This is a genomic window from Mesorhizobium sp. B2-7-3 (assembly GCF_006440715.1).
Lineage (GTDB): Bacteria > Pseudomonadota > Alphaproteobacteria > Rhizobiales > Rhizobiaceae > Mesorhizobium > Mesorhizobium australicum.
In genome coordinates this window covers 338,587-353,153 of the sequence record NZ_VFTY01000001.1, presented here as the reverse complement: position 1 = coordinate 353,153, position 14,567 = coordinate 338,587, and the positions used below count along the sequence as shown (strand labels likewise).

At 62.9% G+C, this 14,567-nt stretch carries 15 protein-coding genes and 1 tRNA gene; 10 read left to right on the top strand and 6 right to left on the bottom strand.

All coding sequences use genetic code 11. The annotated features are described in order from the left end of the window. Positions 1 to 12: 12 nt before the first annotated feature. The gene (locus tag FJW04_RS01755) at positions 13 to 633 is read left to right on the top strand and encodes a 2,3-bisphosphoglycerate-dependent phosphoglycerate mutase (RefSeq protein WP_140711989.1); all 621 of its coding nucleotides are present in this window, start codon (positions 13 to 15) and stop codon (positions 631 to 633) included. 73 nt (positions 634 to 706) lie between these two features. Continuing rightward, a tRNA-Leu gene (locus FJW04_RS01750) sits at positions 707 to 791 on the top strand. A gap of 152 nt (positions 792 to 943) precedes the next feature. Here the strand turns inward: FJW04_RS01750 and FJW04_RS01745 are convergent. After that, a complete protein-coding gene (locus tag FJW04_RS01745; RefSeq protein WP_140711987.1) occupies positions 944 to 1,888 on the bottom strand; it encodes an HNH endonuclease in 945 nt (314 codons plus the stop codon). A gap of 170 nt (positions 1,889 to 2,058) precedes the next feature. Here FJW04_RS01745 and FJW04_RS01740 point away from each other — a divergent pair, with 170 nt between their 5' ends. The 3 genes from FJW04_RS01740 to FJW04_RS01730 are packed head-to-tail and all read left to right on the top strand — an operon-like array spanning position 2,059 to position 4,342. After that, positions 2,059 to 3,417, top strand: coding sequence for a hypothetical protein (locus tag FJW04_RS01740; protein WP_140711985.1), 1,359 nt, complete (start codon positions 2,059 to 2,061; stop codon positions 3,415 to 3,417). Next, entirely contained in the window at positions 3,414 to 3,764 is a 351-nt protein-coding gene (locus FJW04_RS01735; RefSeq protein WP_140711983.1) for an antitoxin Xre/MbcA/ParS toxin-binding domain-containing protein, read from the top strand. Before FJW04_RS01740 ends, FJW04_RS01735 begins: the two co-directional genes overlap by 4 nt. 2 nt (positions 3,765 to 3,766) lie before the next feature. Further along, positions 3,767 to 4,342 (top strand): RES family NAD+ phosphorylase, encoded by a 576-nt coding sequence (locus FJW04_RS01730; protein ID WP_140711981.1) that lies wholly within the window; start codon positions 3,767 to 3,769, stop codon positions 4,340 to 4,342. Positions 4,343 to 4,444: 102 nt separating this feature from the next. On the opposite strand, the gene FJW04_RS01725 is transcribed toward FJW04_RS01730, so the two are convergent. Next, complete coding sequence (locus tag FJW04_RS01725; protein WP_140711979.1) at positions 4,445 to 5,266, bottom strand: hypothetical protein; 822 nt, start codon at positions 5,264 to 5,266, stop codon at positions 4,445 to 4,447. Between the two features lie 158 nt (positions 5,267 to 5,424). On the opposite strand from FJW04_RS01725, the gene FJW04_RS01720 reads away from it, so the two are divergent. Together FJW04_RS01720 and FJW04_RS01715 are read left to right on the top strand one after the other, a co-directional pair. After that, entirely contained in the window at positions 5,425 to 7,104 is a 1,680-nt protein-coding gene (locus FJW04_RS01720) for an FAD-dependent oxidoreductase (protein WP_140711977.1), read from the top strand. 69 nt (positions 7,105 to 7,173) lie between these two features. Next, positions 7,174 to 7,482, top strand: a complete 309-nt coding sequence (locus FJW04_RS01715) for a UBP-type zinc finger domain-containing protein (RefSeq protein ID WP_095773379.1) — start codon at positions 7,174 to 7,176, stop codon at positions 7,480 to 7,482. A gap of 38 nt (positions 7,483 to 7,520) precedes the next feature. On the opposite strand, the gene FJW04_RS01710 is transcribed toward FJW04_RS01715, so the two are convergent. The 3 genes from FJW04_RS01710 to FJW04_RS29845 form a co-directional block, all read right to left on the bottom strand. Further along, the gene (locus FJW04_RS01710; RefSeq protein ID WP_023772044.1) at positions 7,521 to 7,697 is read right to left on the bottom strand and encodes a hypothetical protein; all 177 of its coding nucleotides are present in this window, start codon (positions 7,695 to 7,697) and stop codon (positions 7,521 to 7,523) included. A 99-nt stretch (positions 7,698 to 7,796) separates the two neighbouring features. After that, positions 7,797 to 9,800: a BTAD domain-containing putative transcriptional regulator gene (locus FJW04_RS01705; protein WP_181172849.1), complete on the bottom strand. Its 2,004-nt coding sequence runs from the start codon at positions 9,798 to 9,800 to the stop codon at positions 7,797 to 7,799. A gap of 36 nt (positions 9,801 to 9,836) precedes the next feature. Further along, positions 9,837 to 10,055: a hypothetical protein gene (locus tag FJW04_RS29845; protein ID WP_181172879.1), complete on the bottom strand. Its 219-nt coding sequence runs from the start codon at positions 10,053 to 10,055 to the stop codon at positions 9,837 to 9,839. On the opposite strand from FJW04_RS29845, the gene cysK reads away from it, so the two are divergent. From cysK to FJW04_RS01690, 3 genes are read left to right on the top strand one after another with little or no spacing between them, the layout of a single operon-like run. Next, positions 9,997 to 11,085 carry a cysteine synthase A gene (gene cysK, locus FJW04_RS01700; protein ID WP_140711975.1) on the top strand — a complete coding sequence of 363 codons (1,089 nt, stop codon included), beginning with the start codon at positions 9,997 to 9,999 and terminating at the stop codon, positions 11,083 to 11,085. The two genes, FJW04_RS29845 and cysK, sit on opposite strands and share 59 nt — an antisense overlap. 12 nt (positions 11,086 to 11,097) lie before the next feature. Then, the gene (locus FJW04_RS01695) at positions 11,098 to 12,585 is read left to right on the top strand and encodes an aspartate aminotransferase family protein (RefSeq protein ID WP_140711973.1); all 1,488 of its coding nucleotides are present in this window, start codon (positions 11,098 to 11,100) and stop codon (positions 12,583 to 12,585) included. Between the two features lie 49 nt (positions 12,586 to 12,634). Then, a complete protein-coding gene (locus FJW04_RS01690) occupies positions 12,635 to 12,991 on the top strand; it encodes a hypothetical protein (RefSeq protein WP_015314700.1) in 357 nt (118 codons plus the stop codon). Between the two features lie 32 nt (positions 12,992 to 13,023). Here FJW04_RS01690 and FJW04_RS01685 read toward each other — a convergent pair whose 3' ends face one another. Continuing rightward, the gene (locus FJW04_RS01685; RefSeq protein ID WP_140711971.1) at positions 13,024 to 14,544 is read right to left on the bottom strand and encodes a winged helix-turn-helix domain-containing tetratricopeptide repeat protein; all 1,521 of its coding nucleotides are present in this window, start codon (positions 14,542 to 14,544) and stop codon (positions 13,024 to 13,026) included. Positions 14,545 to 14,567: the final 23 nt, after the last annotated feature.

Below are 14,567 nucleotides of genomic sequence, written 5' to 3'. Positions count from 1 at the left end.
AGAGGAGCAAAAATGTCGAGAACCCTCGTGCTCGTGCGCCACGGCCAGAGCGAATGGAACCTGAAGAACCTGTTCACCGGCTGGCGCGACGTCGATCTGACGGAGCAGGGCCATGCCGAGGCCAAGGCTGCTGGCCAAAAACTCAAGGCGCGCGGCCTGAAGTTCGATATCGCCTTCACCTCGGCGCTGATCCGGGCACAAAAAACCTGCCAGCACATTCTCGACGCGGTCGGCCAGAGCGACTTGCAGACCGTTCGCGACCAGGCGCTGAACGAGCGCGACTATGGCGACCTCTCCGGCCTCAACAAGGACGACGCGCGCCAGAAATGGGGCGAGGAGCAGGTGCATGTCTGGCGCCGCTCCTATCATGTGCCGCCGCCCGCCGGCGAAAGCCTGAAGGACACCGGCGCCCGCGTCTGGCCCTATTACCTGCACGATCTGCAGCCGCATGTGCTGCGCGGCGGCACGGTGCTGGTCGCCGCCCACGGCAATTCGCTGCGCGCGCTGATCATGGCGCTGGACGGCAAGTCAGGCGAGGAGATCGTCAAGCTGGAACTCGGCACCGGCGTGCCGGTGATCTACCAGCTCAACGCCGATTCGACCGTGGCTTCGAAGGAAGTGCTGGAAGGCTAAGCCGGCAAGCGAGCAGCGGGTTTAAAAAAGCGCGTTGACAGCAATCGCTTGCCCGCTTATTGAGCCCGCACCAGCCCAGATGGCGGAATTGGTAGACGCGCACGGTTCAGGTCCGTGTTCCGCAAGGAGTGGAGGTTCGAGTCCTCTTCTGGGCACCATTTTTCAGCCGCTAAGACGCAGAATTGCGCCTTAGCGGCGGCAAGACCTGCCCCGACACCTGCACTTCTACCTGCACAGCCCGAGCTGCGCACGCATGCAGCTCGATCGCAGGGACAGGTCTCGTTAGCCGGTCAATTCATATCGATTGACATTAGTCGTCAGTAGCCGTCGGGTTGACCCTTGCCAGCCTCATAGCCTCAGCAAGTTCATGCACAGGTATAGGCGACAACTTGTCCTCCGCCTTTGCATGAGACCATCGATGACAAGTTGGGCATAGCACGGCCAGATCGTCCAGTCGGGTCTCTCGGGGGCCGATTGAAAGGGGGCTACGATGATGGGCATCAAACATCATGCTAAGCGAATCTGAGTAGCCGCACGCCTCGCAGATTATAACGCCGCCATTTCTCGCGCGGTTCGCTGCCTTGGTCGCTCGAGCTAGGGCAGCATCACGTTCCATCTCCCTCTGAAGTTTCCACACTCTTTTGCCTTCGCTGGAGGTGCTGTCCAAGCGTGGGTACATCGAGCCAAACATCTGCACGCGACTCGAATCTCGAAAACCAGACGGGAGCTGTATCTCCCATCGCCTCTCAATCTCCAGGTCCTTTAGGACCTCCCATAGCAGACGGATCTGGGCGTCATCTCGCTTAACGCGGTCGAAGGCATTGGTAAGAATACGATGATCTGGCTGGCCGAGATCTTGGACAAGACGGGGCTCACTCACAACTGAGTATACTTCGGAGATGATAACCGCCACTGGCCATTGGGCAAGGCGGGCCTTCAACTCGTCGTCGCGAACAAACGCGGTAGTCTCGCCGTAGACCCCGGTTGATCTGACAAGTTCCAACACGCGGCCCCGCAAGTCGTCAGGGACTTGATCGCCCCCTCCAATTGTGAGGAAATATGGCTGATCAATTGACCGTTCCGCTGTAGTTCTGGCGAGAGAGAAATGAGCCCTGTCTTTAAGTGCTGCGTTGCCATGGGACCCAAAGCACATAACCGGCTCGCTTGAGCGACCCCATACAGCTTTTACGCCCATCAATACATCGGGGGTTGGGGCAACCTCTATGAGCTTTACCACTGCCAGCTTTCCTTCCAATCAGTCCCGCCCATTGCGACGATGGCATAACATGATTGGCCGGAGCTCAGAACAGGGCTGCGGAATTCGGGCTCAACCACACCGCGTGGCGCAGCACAAGGGGTATGCCTTGACTGTTCCGTATTGGTTTCATATACTGAAATCGTGAAACCAATACGGAACAAGCGACCATGAGCGCCGACATCGTTCAGTTTCCGCAGAAGTCACCGCCGGTGGAGCCGCTCGCGCAATTCGTCCGGCTTGGGGAGGTGTCTCACAAGCGAACGGCAAGCCTTTTCGCTGAAGGGCACCTTGCCGCGAAACGAGTTGTCGTTGATGCATCCCGCCTACGATACCTGAGGAGCGAGATTAAGCAGTTCAAAGAAGCCGGTAGAGAGATCGTGCTCGACACCAAAGCCGCCGAATTAGCGGCGCTCAGCAAGTTTGGCGGGAGCGCAAAAGACGCGCCATGGTCGCAGGTGGCCGGGGGTCAATTGGTGACCGCGCCTTGCTTTCTGCGGGGCCATCCCGGCGACATCTTTGGCCAAATTGCGCGCTGCGCAGTTGAATATGATGTCGATGCTGTATTGTCCCCCGGCCACTTCCTTCACCCGGAAAATGGGCTCAATTGGCTGGACATTGATCGCGGTTCTTGTTCTGAATTGCGTAGGGCGCTTGACCATGAAGGCGCCAAGCATAATGCGATAGATTACTTATTGATCCTACCGCATCTCATGCTGAACGATCCCGAGATGCGATTGAAGATCATGCAGGCTCTATCTGATCTGCCTTTCGACAATCTGTGGATTCGTGCTTCCGGCTTTGGCAACGATTCCGCTGCTCAGCCTCTAGTGGCCCTCATTTCTTCGCTTGTGCAATTTCATAACCTCGGAAAGCCCATCATTAACGACTACCTGGGTGGTCTCGTCGGTGAGGCGGTGATGGCACTCGGAGCATCGTCCGGCTTCGCTCATGGTATCGCGGAATGCGAACGTTTTGATGCTCGACCATGGGACAAGCCTGCCAAGAAGCGCGACCCAGATAAACCGGGCGGGCGGGCGGCGAGAATAAATCTCTCGTTGATCAACAAGTCTCTGACGCTGAATGAGTACGAAACATTGCTGTCTGCTAAGAGCGCCAAGCGTCTCTTGTCTCCAAGTGTTGCCTTGCCGGGCGTTCGAACGCCAAGCGACGTTACCAATGATCCTAAGATACTCGCTTCCAAAGAGGCTGTGACCAATTTCGAAGCTTTGGCAAACGTGCCGAATTTGCACAGGCCAAAGGATTTCGTTGAACGACGAGTCGAGCCGGCCGTTGAGCGCATGCAACAAATCAAGAACTTAATCCCCAATCCGGAGATTGCGAAATCCAATGACGTGGATGTGGACAAACTAATGAAACGGATGGGAGATCATCACAAGCAGTTGAGTCGCCAATCCAATTCTCTGACAGAGCTGTCTGAGCGTATGGTTGAACTAGGTCCCGTAGCGCGCCCAGTCCAGCGGCTATCGCGCCTTGAAGAACATGAGATACGTGGACAGAGGCCATGAGCAGCTCAACTGCCAATTCTATCGCACGTAGCTTGGAGGAGATCGAGCAGGCTGGAGGCTTGCGAGGAACGGACATCGCTAACTTGACGCAAGTATCGAAAGCCACCGTTTCCCGCTGGCGTACAGGCTTAGCCAGACCTCAGCCGCGTAATGAGATGGTGCTCTCTGATCTTGTTTACGTTGTCAGGCGGTTGCAGGATTACTATACTGAGGAAGAAATCCGTACTTGGCTGTATTCGCGACACCCTCAGCTAGGGGATGAACGTGCGGTTGATCTCATCCATAGTGGCCGTACCATTGATGTGTTAAATGTATTGAATCGACTCGATTCTGATGGATATCTCTAACCTTGAACCGATTCCCTCCGCGCGACAGTCGACTAATCGACTCGATGGAAGAGTTACCTGTTGCATCGTATCAGGGACGTGTTTGGCGCGTCGTTCGCGAGGGACGGGATCCCTGCCAAGGTTCCTCCGCCGGAAATCGCTGGGACACCGGGCAATTCGAAGTTCTCTACACATCGCTGGAGCGTAGGGGTGCGATTGCTGAGATGTACTTTCACCTCAAAGCGGGGCAACCAGTTTTCCCCTCCAAGCTACGCTACACGCTCCATGAAATTGAGGTCTCCCTCAACGGAATTTACGACCTCTCCGATCGTCATTTATTGGCCCGTCTCGGGGTCGACATCGCAAATTTTGGACGTCTGGACTACCTTTACCGGAAGGCTGAATATCCAACTTGTCAGCAGGTCGGCGAGGCAGCCCACTTTCTAGGATCAATGGAGGCGAATGATCCGTCCGGGATTCTTGTCCCAAGTGCTCGCTACGTTTGCAGTAACCTTGTCATATTTTGTCAGCACACAGTGCCCGACCAGATCGAGCCGGTCAAAGACCACGGGCTGGTGGATTGGACGGAGCTGAAATAGTTTAATTCGGGCAGCATACATTCTTACCATGAATCTGCCGACACTCTGCGCGTTACTGCCTCCTGTTGGTCCTGAGAGCCGGGGAGGACCCACCGAACAGTCTCATTCGGGAAGACGGCCGGCCTTGCGAAGCTTTTGCTTCAGCACGGCAAGGGCAGCGTCCGTTGCTGCTTCCATGTCATGGTAACGTCGCTTGGCCCATGTTGGGTCGGTGTCACCGGCCAGTTGGTATAGTCCGCTCCACTTCCCGTCACCTTGACGGAAGATCTGGACGCGGTCGTTGTACGAGGTCGTGAAGCGCCGTCCCTTCGATGTTTCCCACCAGACGGGACGTTCCAGTTCCAAGGCGAGCTGCCCAGCCCGCGCCCGAGCCAAAAGCGTCTTGAGCCGGTCCTTGGCCCTGCTGATGGCAAGCTCCACCTCGGCCAGAAAGTCGGAATGCTCTATGTGCTCTACAATGTAGTAATGATCGCGCGCATCCTTCTCGGCTTCGCGAACGCGACGAGCGACAACTTTGCGCAGCCGCTCCAGCTTCGTGATCACCAACAATGACATGTCGTCGTGGCTCTCTGTTCCACCATCGATCTCGCTGAGTTGGATCCGAGCTTTGACCAGGGCTTTCTCACGGCTTGTCACACGCTCGGCCGCTCGCTTGCGGTCGTCGTCGCGCGCCCTTGCGACTGCGAGATTGTTTTCCATATGGCCGGCGCAGATACAGCCGGCCTCAAGCTCAAGACCAGTTGGGTGCCGCATGACATGAACAAAGCGGATATGAATAGCCTCGCACATTTCGCAGATTTTGTGCCGATCTTTGCCAGGCCCCAGGTCGCGCAGGTGCTCGTAGGACCAGCCGCCTTTGGGCACGTCCGGGTCTGACCACTTACCGCAGCCGCGGGCGACGAGTTCCTGTTCGCCTTCGATCATATGCTCTCCTAGGGTCTTTTATACCACAGATGAACCAAGTCGGGCGCGATAGATCTTCCCAACATCGATCCCGGCGGCAATCAGCCAAACCTGCCCTCCTGGCCAGTCCCCGAACAAACCGCTTCAAACCGCGCGTCCCCTTCGCTACGCTCGCAATCATGTCTCAATCCAGCACCGCGATCTTCGGCGCCCGCCGCGACCAGGCTTTTCCCGTCCTAGCCGAGGCGGACATCGAGCGCATGCGCCGGTTCGGCGAGGCCAGCGCCTATGCCGCCGGCGAGCACATTTTCGAGGCCGGCGATGTGTCCCCGGGACTGATCGTGGTGCTGGCGGGCAAGGTCGATATCACCCAGGACGGCAAATTTGGCCGGCGCGAGACGATCGTCACGCATGGCCCGGGCAGCTTCGCCGGCGAGCTGGCGCAGCTTTCGGCCCGTCCCTCGCTGGTCAATGCGCAGGCGGCCGAGCCGGTCGAGGCGTTCGTCATCCCGTCGCAGCGACTGCGCGACCTGATGGTGCAGGAGGCCAATCTCGGCGAGCGCATCATGCGGGCGCTGATCCTGCGCCGCGTCGGGCTGCTCGAGAGCGGCACGATCGGTCCCATCATCGTCGGACCTGCCGACAATGGCGACGTCCTTCGCCTGCAAGGCTTTCTCGCCCGCAGCGGCCAGCCCCACCGCGTGCTCGATTCCAAAACCGATCCTTGCGCGAAGACGCTGTTCGAGCACTTCCAGGTCGATCCCCACCACCTGCCGGTCGTGCTGTGCCCGAATGGCAGGCTGCTGCTCAATCCGGCGGAGAAAGACCTCGCCCGCTGCATCGGCCTGCTGCGGCCGGTCGACGCCAGCAAGGTCTATGACGTCGCCATAGTCGGCGCCGGACCGGCCGGTCTGGCGGCGGCGGTCTACGCGGCCTCGGAAGGGCTGTCGACCATCGTGCTCGATTGCCGTGCCTTCGGCGGCCAGGCCGGCGCCTCAGCGCGCATCGAGAACTATCTCGGCTTCCCCACCGGCATTACCGGCATGGCGCTGATGGCGCGCGCCTACAACCAGGCGCAGAAATTCGGCGTCGAGATGGTCATCCCCGACGAAGTGAAGCTGCTCGGTGCCGCCACCGACGGTGCGCGCTACCAGCTCGCGGTCGGCGACGGCGAGACGGTGCGCACGCGCTCGGTGGTCATCGCCAGCGGCGCGCGCTATCGCCGCCTCGATGTCGCCAACCTCGCCGCGTTCGAGGGCACATCAGTGCATTATTGGGCCTCGCCCATCGAAGCGCGGCTTTGCGGCGGCCAGGAAGTGGCGCTGGTCGGCGCCGGCAATTCGGCCGGCCAGGCGGCCGCCTACCTGGCCAGCCAGGTCAGGAAAGTGGTGCTGCTGGCGCGTGGCGGCAGCCTCGAGGCCTCGATGTCGCGTTACCTCGTCGAGCGCATCAGGGCGCAGCCGAACATCGAGGTGCTGACCGGCGCCGAAATCGAGGCGCTGGACGGCGAGGCAGGCAATCTCGCCACGGTACGCTGGCGCGACCGCTCGAGCGGCGCCTCGACGACGCGGCCGATCCGCCATCTCTTCCTGTTCATCGGCGCCGACCCGAACACCGATTGGCTCGCCCAATCCGACGTGGCGCTGGATGCCAGGGGTTTCATCCGCACCGGATCGGACATAGCATCGGCGCATGGCGTGATGGAGACCAGCCGCAACGGCGTGTTCGCCATCGGCGACGTGCGCTCCGGCTCGGTCAAACGCGTCGCGGCGGCTGTCGGCGAGGGCGCTCAGGTGGTGGCGGCGTTGCATGCATTTCTTGCGCGGGACGGCAGCCAGGCCGACGCGCCTCAAGTATGATCCCGAAAGGTGGGAACCGGTTTTCGGAAAAGATCATGCTTCAATTGAGAGATAGATCGGGAGAGTGTGATGGCGGATGAATGCAGACACGCCGCCGGGATCAAGGACGTGACGCCGAGCGCGCTCGGCTGCGAGGAGTGCCTGAAGAGCGGCTCCTGGTGGGTGCATCTGCGGCTCTGCCGCACCTGCGGCCATGTCGGCTGCTGCGACGACTCCCCCAACCGCCACGCCACCAAGCATTTTCACGCCACCAGCCATCCTGTCATCGAGGGCTACGACCCACCGGAAGGCTGGGGCTGGTGCTATGTCGACGAGGTTTTTCTGGACCTCGGCGACCGCACGACCCCGCAGAACGGCCCGATCCCGCGCTTCTATTGAGTGCTTCGAAGAGCCGTGGAAAAGCGGGTTCGGCCTGCTTATCGCACCGATCCGGTAACCGTGCGGTCGACGTCGGGAACGGATTTGCGATCGTTGCCGGCAAGGGCGGCGATGAGCAGCAGGCTGGCCACGACCGGAACGAACAGCACGGCGATGCGGGCCTGTACATGAAGGATGGCGCGCCATTCGCTGCGCTTGTCGGGGCTGTCGCTCATCATACTCACTTTGCCATGGACCCCCCGCGAGGTCACATAGCCGCCAACGGTTAAGCAACTCCTTCCGACTTCGTTAACGCAGGTGTTCAAGCACGAAATTCAGCCGAGCCCGATCCGCCTGGCGCCTTGCCGAAACAACGCCTCGGCATCGGGCTCGAAGCGGAAAGTGGCGATGAAATCGTCAGCGCGGTAGTCCGGCAACGTCTTGCGGATGGCGGCGGCAAAGCCGCGCGCCTCTTCGAGCCGCCCCGCCAGTGCCAGGCAATGTGCCGCGATCGCCAGGATGATGGCGTGCGCGTTCGGCCGGGCGGCTGCCTTCAGCGCCCATCCGGCCGCCTCCTCGAACTGGCCGAGCCGGACGTGCGCCATGGCCCGCGCCCCCAGCATGCCGAACAGCAGCGGATCGAAAGGGCTGAGATGGCGCGAATGGTCGGAGGAGCCGATCGCCGCCCGCGGGTCGCCCGACTGCGAATGGACGAAGGACAGCGCATAATGGCCGAGCGCGAAATTGGGGCTGAGTTTGACCGCCTGTTCCAGTTCGCCGAGCGCGCCGTCCTGTTCGCCGCGCAGCCACAGCGCCCGCCCCATCGCCCAGTGCGCGGCCGGATTGTGGTCATCGACCAGCAAGCTCTGCCCGGCACTCTCGAAGGCCAGCGCGCTTTCGCGATCGCGGTCGCCCCAGCGCTGGAAGGCGTTCTGCCAATGGGTGAAGGACAGGCCGGCATAGGCGCGGGCGAAGGTCGGATCAAGCCGCAGGGCGCTGGCAAAGAAGTGCCGTGCCGTTTCGTTCTCGGCCTGCGTGAAACGGTACATGTGCCAGAGGCCACGGTGGTAGGCCTCCCAGGCATTGAGCGAGTTGGGAGCCTTGAGCAGGGCGCGGTTGCGTTCGACCGTCTCGATCTCGGCCGAGATCGACGACACGATGCTGTCGCCAATGTCGTCGAGCACGGCGAAGATGTCGTCCGGACGGCGCTCGAAGGTCTCGGCCCAGACGATCCTGGCCGTGCGCACCTCGACGAGTTCGACGCTGACGATCAGGCGGCCGGCCATGCTGCGCACCGTTCCCGTGGCGACATAGTCGACCTTCAGCCGGCGGCCCGCCTCCTCGGGCGCAATACCTTTGTCGGCCAGCGCGAACACCGATCCGCGCGCGATCACGAAGAAATCCCGCAGCTTGGCGAGACGGGTGATGATGTCGTGGGTGAGGCCGTCGGCGAGCCCGCCGCGCGCCTCTCCGGCAAACGGCATCACCGCCAGCGAAGCGTGGCTCGGCTCGGCGGTCTCGGCCACGGTCGGCCCGGCCACCGGCTGCGATACCATGGACAAGCCGGCCGGCCGCCGCTCGCGGATCGTTTGCCAGGCCGCGCGCAGCGGCGCGAAATCCAGCTCTTCCGACCCGAACAGCTGCTCGGCCGCCGCCAGATGTTGCTCAGCCGCGCCGACGGCGCCACGCCGCGCCAGACCGGCCAGCAGCGCCCGGTGCGCGCGCTCCTCGAACGGCGACAGTTCCAGCCATCTGTCGAGATGAGCGACCGCTTCGTCGCAATCCGCCGGCAGGGTTTCGACGAGTCTTTCCAGCACGGCCACGTGCCAAGCACCGAAGCGACGGCGTTGTGCCGTCAGCCAGCTGTTGAAAAGCGGGCTTCGCTCGAGCTCCAGGCCGTCAAGGAACTCGCCGGCGAACAATTTCGCCAGCGCCCGCAGGCGCTCGACACCAAGCGTTGCGATGCCTTCGAAGCAGGCGCGGCTGACCTCCAGCGCATCGACAGGGCAATCCTCGAGATCGAGCGCCACCGTATCGCCTTGTGTGACGACCCGACCCCGTTCCGGCCCGTCCAGAGCGGTGCGCAACTTACTCAGGCACCAGCGCAGCTCGCCACGCGGATCGTTGGGCACATCCCACAAAAGCTCGCACAGGCGGGAGCGGCCGACGGGGTGCGGCGCCAGCGCCAGATAACCCAACAGCGCCCGCAGCTTGCGCGAGCCCGGCAGGGTGGCTGGCACTTGGTCGCGTGTGATCGCCAGCGGTCCGAGCAGGCGCACGGACGGGGCCGTTGCCCTGCCGTCCCGCCTCGCCTGTGCGGTTTCCACGTCGGTTTCCACGCCTGTTCCCACGTTGGCCTGTCGGCCCTTACTCTATCACAGACCCGACACGGCGCATCCGGTGGCGATGCTTTCGCGCCCGATGTCACCTTTGCCGTATGAGCGGCACGTCATATCGCGGCAAGGTGTCGAAACCTCGCCGCCCAGGCCGCCGGTTTGTAACCGGCCCGTGAGAACACGATCGAGGAGATCGACGATGTTGAACAAACAACAAATCAGAACCACCGCGGGGCGCGGCCGATTGTTCGACAGCATCCTGGACACCGTCGGCGACACGCCGGTGGTGCGCATCAACAATCTCGCGCCGGCCCATGCGACCATCTACGTCAAGGCCGAGTTCTTCAACCCGGGCGCCTCGGTGAAGGATCGGCTGGCGCTCAACATCGTCGAAGAGGGCGAACGCAGCGGCGCGCTGAAGCCCGGCCAGACCGTGGTCGAGGCGACCAGCGGCAATACCGGCATCGGGCTTGCCATGGTTTGCGCGCAGAAAGGCTATCCGTTGGTCGTTACCATGGCCGACAGCTTTTCCGTCGAGCGCCGCAAGCTGATGCGCATGCTGGGCGCCAAGGTGGTGCTGACGCCACGCGCCGAAAAAGGTTTTGGCATGTACAAGAAGGCGGTCGAACTGGCCGAGGCCAATGGCTGGTTCCTTGCCCGCCAGTTCGAGACGGCCGCCAATGCCGCCATCCACGAGTCGACGACCGCGCGCGAAATCATAAACGATTTCGCCGGCTCGCGGCTCGACTGCTTCGTCACCGGCTATGGCACCGGCGGCACGGTCGTCGGCGTGGCGCGGGTCTTGCGCCGCGAACGGCCCGACACCCGCATCGTGCTCTCGGAACCGGCCAACGCGCAACTGATCGGCAGCGGCAAGGCGCAGCAGCGCGGTGCCGATGGCGCGCCAGCCGCCAGCCACCCGGCCTTCGAGCCGCATCCCGTCCAGGGCTGGACGCCGGACTTCATCCCCAACGTGCTGCAGGAGGCGATCGACGCCAGCCTCTATGACGAGGTGATGCCGATCGCCGGTCCGGAGGGCATCAAATGGGCGCGGGCGCTGGCCCAGAAGGAAGGCATCTTCACCGGCATTTCCGGCGGCGCCACCTTCGCCGTGGCGCGCCAGGTCGCCGAGAAGGCGGCGGCCGGATCGGTGATCTTGTGCATGCTGCCCGACACGGGCGAGCGCTACATGTCGACGCCGCTGTTCGACGGCGTCGAGGCTGAAATGGATGCCGATGAGCTGGCGCTCTCGCGCTCGACGCCCGGCTGCCAGTTTCCGGCGGCTTGACGGGAGGCTGTCATGGACATCGCGCAGGAAAGCCTCGGCATGGCGGCCGAGGAAACGCTTGACCCCGCCGACTGGGCCGATGTGCAGGCCTTCTCGCATCGAATCATCGACGATGCGGTAGACTACCTGCGTGAGGTGCGCGAGCGCCCCGTCTGGCGGGAGATGCCCGGCGAGGTGCGGGATCTTTTCACCGCACCCCTGCCGCGCTCGCCGGCACCGCTTGCCGTCGTCTATGGCGAGGTCTCCCGCACCGTGATGTCCTATCCGATGGGCAACATCCATCCACGGTTCTGGTCGTGGTATATGGGGTCCAGCAACTTCACCGGCGCGCTCGGCGATTTCCTCGCGGCGATACAGGGCTCCAACCTCGGTGGCGGCAACCATGCCGCCGGACTGATGGACGGCCAGGTGGTGAACTGGTGCAAGCAGATGCTGGGCTTTCCAGACTCGGCCTCCGGCACGCTGGTCAGCGGCGGCTCGATGGCCAACATCATCGGGCTGACGGTGGCGCGCAACGTCAAGGCCGGCGTCGACGTGCGCGAGCACGGCGTTTCAGCCATCGAGAAGCCGCTGCGCTTCTATGGCTCGGACCAGATCCATTCCTGCCACCGCAAGGCGATGGAAGCGCTGGGCCTCGGCAATCGGGCGCTGCGCCGCATCCCGACAGATGCCGGGCTGCGGATCAATATCGACGCGTTGCGCGCGGCGATCGTCGAGGACCGGGCAGCCGGCTTCAAACCGGCCTGCGTCGTCGGCAATGCCGGCACGGTCAACACTGGGGCGATCGACGACCTGCGGGCGCTTGCCAAACTCGCTCACGAGGAAGGCCTCTGGTTCCATGTCGATGGCTGCATCGGCGCGCTGATCGCCATCGCCCCGCAAAACGCCCACCGCGTCGCCGGCATCGAATGGGCCGATTCGGTCGCGCTCGATCCCCACAAATGGCTGCATTCGCCCTTCGAGGTCGGCTGTGCCCTGGTCAGGGACGCCGCCGCGCACCGCCGGACCTTCGCGGTGACGCCGGAATATCTGGAATCGACGCCGCGCGGCCTCGCTTCCGGCGAATGGTTGCACGATTATGGTCTGCAGACGTCGCGCGGCTTTCGTGCCTTGAAAGTGTGGATGGCACTGAAGGAACATGGCGTCGAAAAATTCGGCCGCCTGATCGACCAGAACATCGCGCAGGTCTCCTATCTGGCCGGGCTGATCGAGGCCGAGCCTTCGCTGGAGCTTGCGGCGGCGCCGACCATCAACATCGTCTGCTTCCGCTATCAGCCCGGTTTGGCGGGCGAAGCGCTGAAGGCGCTCAACACCGAGATCATGTTGCGGCTGCAGGAGCAAGGCATCGCTGCACTCTCCGACACCACCGTGCATGGCGGGCACTGGTTGCGTGTGGCGATCACCAACCATCGCACCCGACGCGACGATCTCGATCTGCTGGTGCGTGAAGTGGTGAGGCTGGGACGTGAGATCACCGCGCAGGGCCACGTGTCTTCCTAGTTCCGGGCCGCCGTGCGAACCTGCCCGCGGTGATTCGGGGAGGTCGGCGGTGACGCTGTTTCGCATGCTTGCGCTGGCGGCACTGGTCCTGGCCAATTCGGCCGAGGCCGCCGACATGGCCTTTTTCGTCAAGAACCTGCGCAAGGAGGGGGTCGCGGTCGAGCTGTTCAGCCGCGATCGCGAGACCGTCTGGCCGGGCAACGACAAGGTGTTCCTTGTCGATCCGGGCTCGCAGAAATCAGTGCCGATCTCCTGCAATCAGGGCGAACGCATCTGCTATGGCGCCTGGGTCGATGGCAACGACAAGATTTCCGCCGGAGTCGGTCCAGACAACGACCAGCCTTGCGATACCTGCTGCTTCATCTGCGTGGAGCACACAACCGAAACCATCGACCTGGTGCCGTAGCGGCGCTTCGGTGCAGGAGCCACCCCGGCGCGTCAGTCGGGAAGGCCGGCCTTGCCAAAGCCATCGAGGAAGTGCTCGCGCGTCGCGTCGTCGCGGAAGGGCTCCGTCCAGACCCAATGGCGGGTCGTGAAATGCGGGTTGCCGACGAGGAACAGTTCCACCTCCGTGCGTGCCTCCTCGAGCCGGCCAAGTTGCGCAAGGCTTGCCGCCAGGAAGCGGCGTGAACTGGTGCGGTAGGTCTCGTCCCGGCGCAGCGTCTCGACGGCGCCTGCGTAGTCGCGCGCCGCATATTGCGCCTGGCCGAGCGTCAGATAGTACCAGCTCGGTGGAAACGGGTTCAGCCGGAACGCCTTGCGGATTTGCTCCAGGGCCTCCTCGACCCGCCCAGCCAGGGTCGTTATGTCGGACAATGTCGCCCAGGCATCGGCCTCGTTCGGGTCGAGTTCGAACGCCCTGGCGAATTCGGCCTCCGACTCGGCGAACTCATGCTCATAGGCAAGCAAATTGCCGAGCACCCAGTGGCACCCGGCATCGTTGGGATCGATCGCGACCGCCTTGCGCGCCAGCTCCAGGGCAATGCGGCGGTTAGGGTCGATCGGCTCGCCCCAATGCACCCATCCCATCCAGTGGTTCATGGCAAGCCAGCGATAGGCCTCGGCGTAGTGGGGATCGAGCGCAACCGCGCGCGTCAGCATCAGATGCGCTTCCCGTGCGGTCTGCGGCGAATCATCGATCAGCTTGCGCGCCCGCACGCACAGGTCGTAGGCGTCGAGATTGGTGGGCCGGTTGCGTGGCGGCGGTGCGCGCAGCCGGCCGAGCAATGCCTCCACGATCTTGGCGGTCACTTCGTCCTGGACGGCAAAGATATCGTCCAGGCCGCGGTCGAAGCGTTCCGCCCATAGATGGTCGCCGCTCGCCGCGTCGACCAGCTGCGCGTTGATGCGCACCCGCCCCGCATCGCGCCGCGCGCTGCCCTCCAGCAGATAACGAACGCCGAGTTCCCTGGCGATCTCGCGCACGTCCATTGCCTTTCCCTTGTAGGCAAAAGTCGAATTGCGCGCGATGACGAACAGGCCGGAGATCCTGGACAGGTCGGTGATCAGGTCTTCGGTCAAGCCGTCGCAGAAAGAGTCCTGCCCGGCATCGTTGCCGAAATTGACGAAGGGCAGCACCGCTATCGAAGGCTTGTCCGGCAGCGGCAAGGGTTTCGGCTTGGCGCCGGCGAGCTGTTCGACGGCCCCCGTGAAACGATAGCCGACGCGCGGAACGGTCGTGATCCATTCCCCGCCCCCTTCACCCACAATGCCGGGCGGGCCGAGCAGCTTGCGCAGCTGCGCGATCTGGACGGTGAGGTTGCCTTCCTCGACGGCCGTGCCCGGCCACGCCGCGTCCATCAGTTCGGCTTTTCCCAGGATTTCGCCGGGTTTTGCGACGAGCGCCGCAAGCAGCTTTAGCCCCCGATAGCCAACGGCAACGGGATCGTCGTTCCGAAGCAGCGTTCCCGCACCCGGATCAAGCACGAACGGACCAAAGGCGAAGCGCTCTCCCTGCATTGGCGCATCTATAGACAATTCCG

What these genes read in the sequence shown, in the direction of transcription:
- FJW04_RS01755 (WP_140711989.1), top strand. Translation starts at nt 13, where the DNA reads ATGTCGAGAACCCTCGTGCTCGTGCGCCACGGCCAGAGCGAATGGAAC.
- FJW04_RS01740 (WP_140711985.1), top strand. Translation starts at nt 2,059, where the DNA reads ATGAGCGCCGACATCGTTCAGTTTCCGCAGAAGTCACCGCCGGTGGAG.
- FJW04_RS01735 (WP_140711983.1), top strand. Translation starts at nt 3,414, where the DNA reads ATGAGCAGCTCAACTGCCAATTCTATCGCACGTAGCTTGGAGGAGATC.
- FJW04_RS01725 (WP_140711979.1), bottom strand. Translation starts at nt 5,266, where the DNA reads ATGATCGAAGGCGAACAGGAACTCGTCGCCCGCGGCTGCGGTAAGTGG.
- FJW04_RS01720 (WP_140711977.1), top strand. Translation starts at nt 5,425, where the DNA reads ATGTCTCAATCCAGCACCGCGATCTTCGGCGCCCGCCGCGACCAGGCT.
- FJW04_RS01715 (WP_095773379.1), top strand. Translation starts at nt 7,174, where the DNA reads ATGGCGGATGAATGCAGACACGCCGCCGGGATCAAGGACGTGACGCCG.
- FJW04_RS01710 (WP_023772044.1), bottom strand. Translation starts at nt 7,697, where the DNA reads ATGAGCGACAGCCCCGACAAGCGCAGCGAATGGCGCGCCATCCTTCAT.
- cysK (WP_140711975.1), top strand. Translation starts at nt 9,997, where the DNA reads ATGTTGAACAAACAACAAATCAGAACCACCGCGGGGCGCGGCCGATTG.
- FJW04_RS29845 (WP_181172879.1), bottom strand. Translation starts at nt 10,055, where the DNA reads ATGCTGTCGAACAATCGGCCGCGCCCCGCGGTGGTTCTGATTTGTTGT.
- FJW04_RS01695 (WP_140711973.1), top strand. Translation starts at nt 11,098, where the DNA reads ATGGACATCGCGCAGGAAAGCCTCGGCATGGCGGCCGAGGAAACGCTT.
- FJW04_RS01685 (WP_140711971.1), bottom strand. Translation starts at nt 14,544, where the DNA reads ATGCAGGGAGAGCGCTTCGCCTTTGGTCCGTTCGTGCTTGATCCGGGT.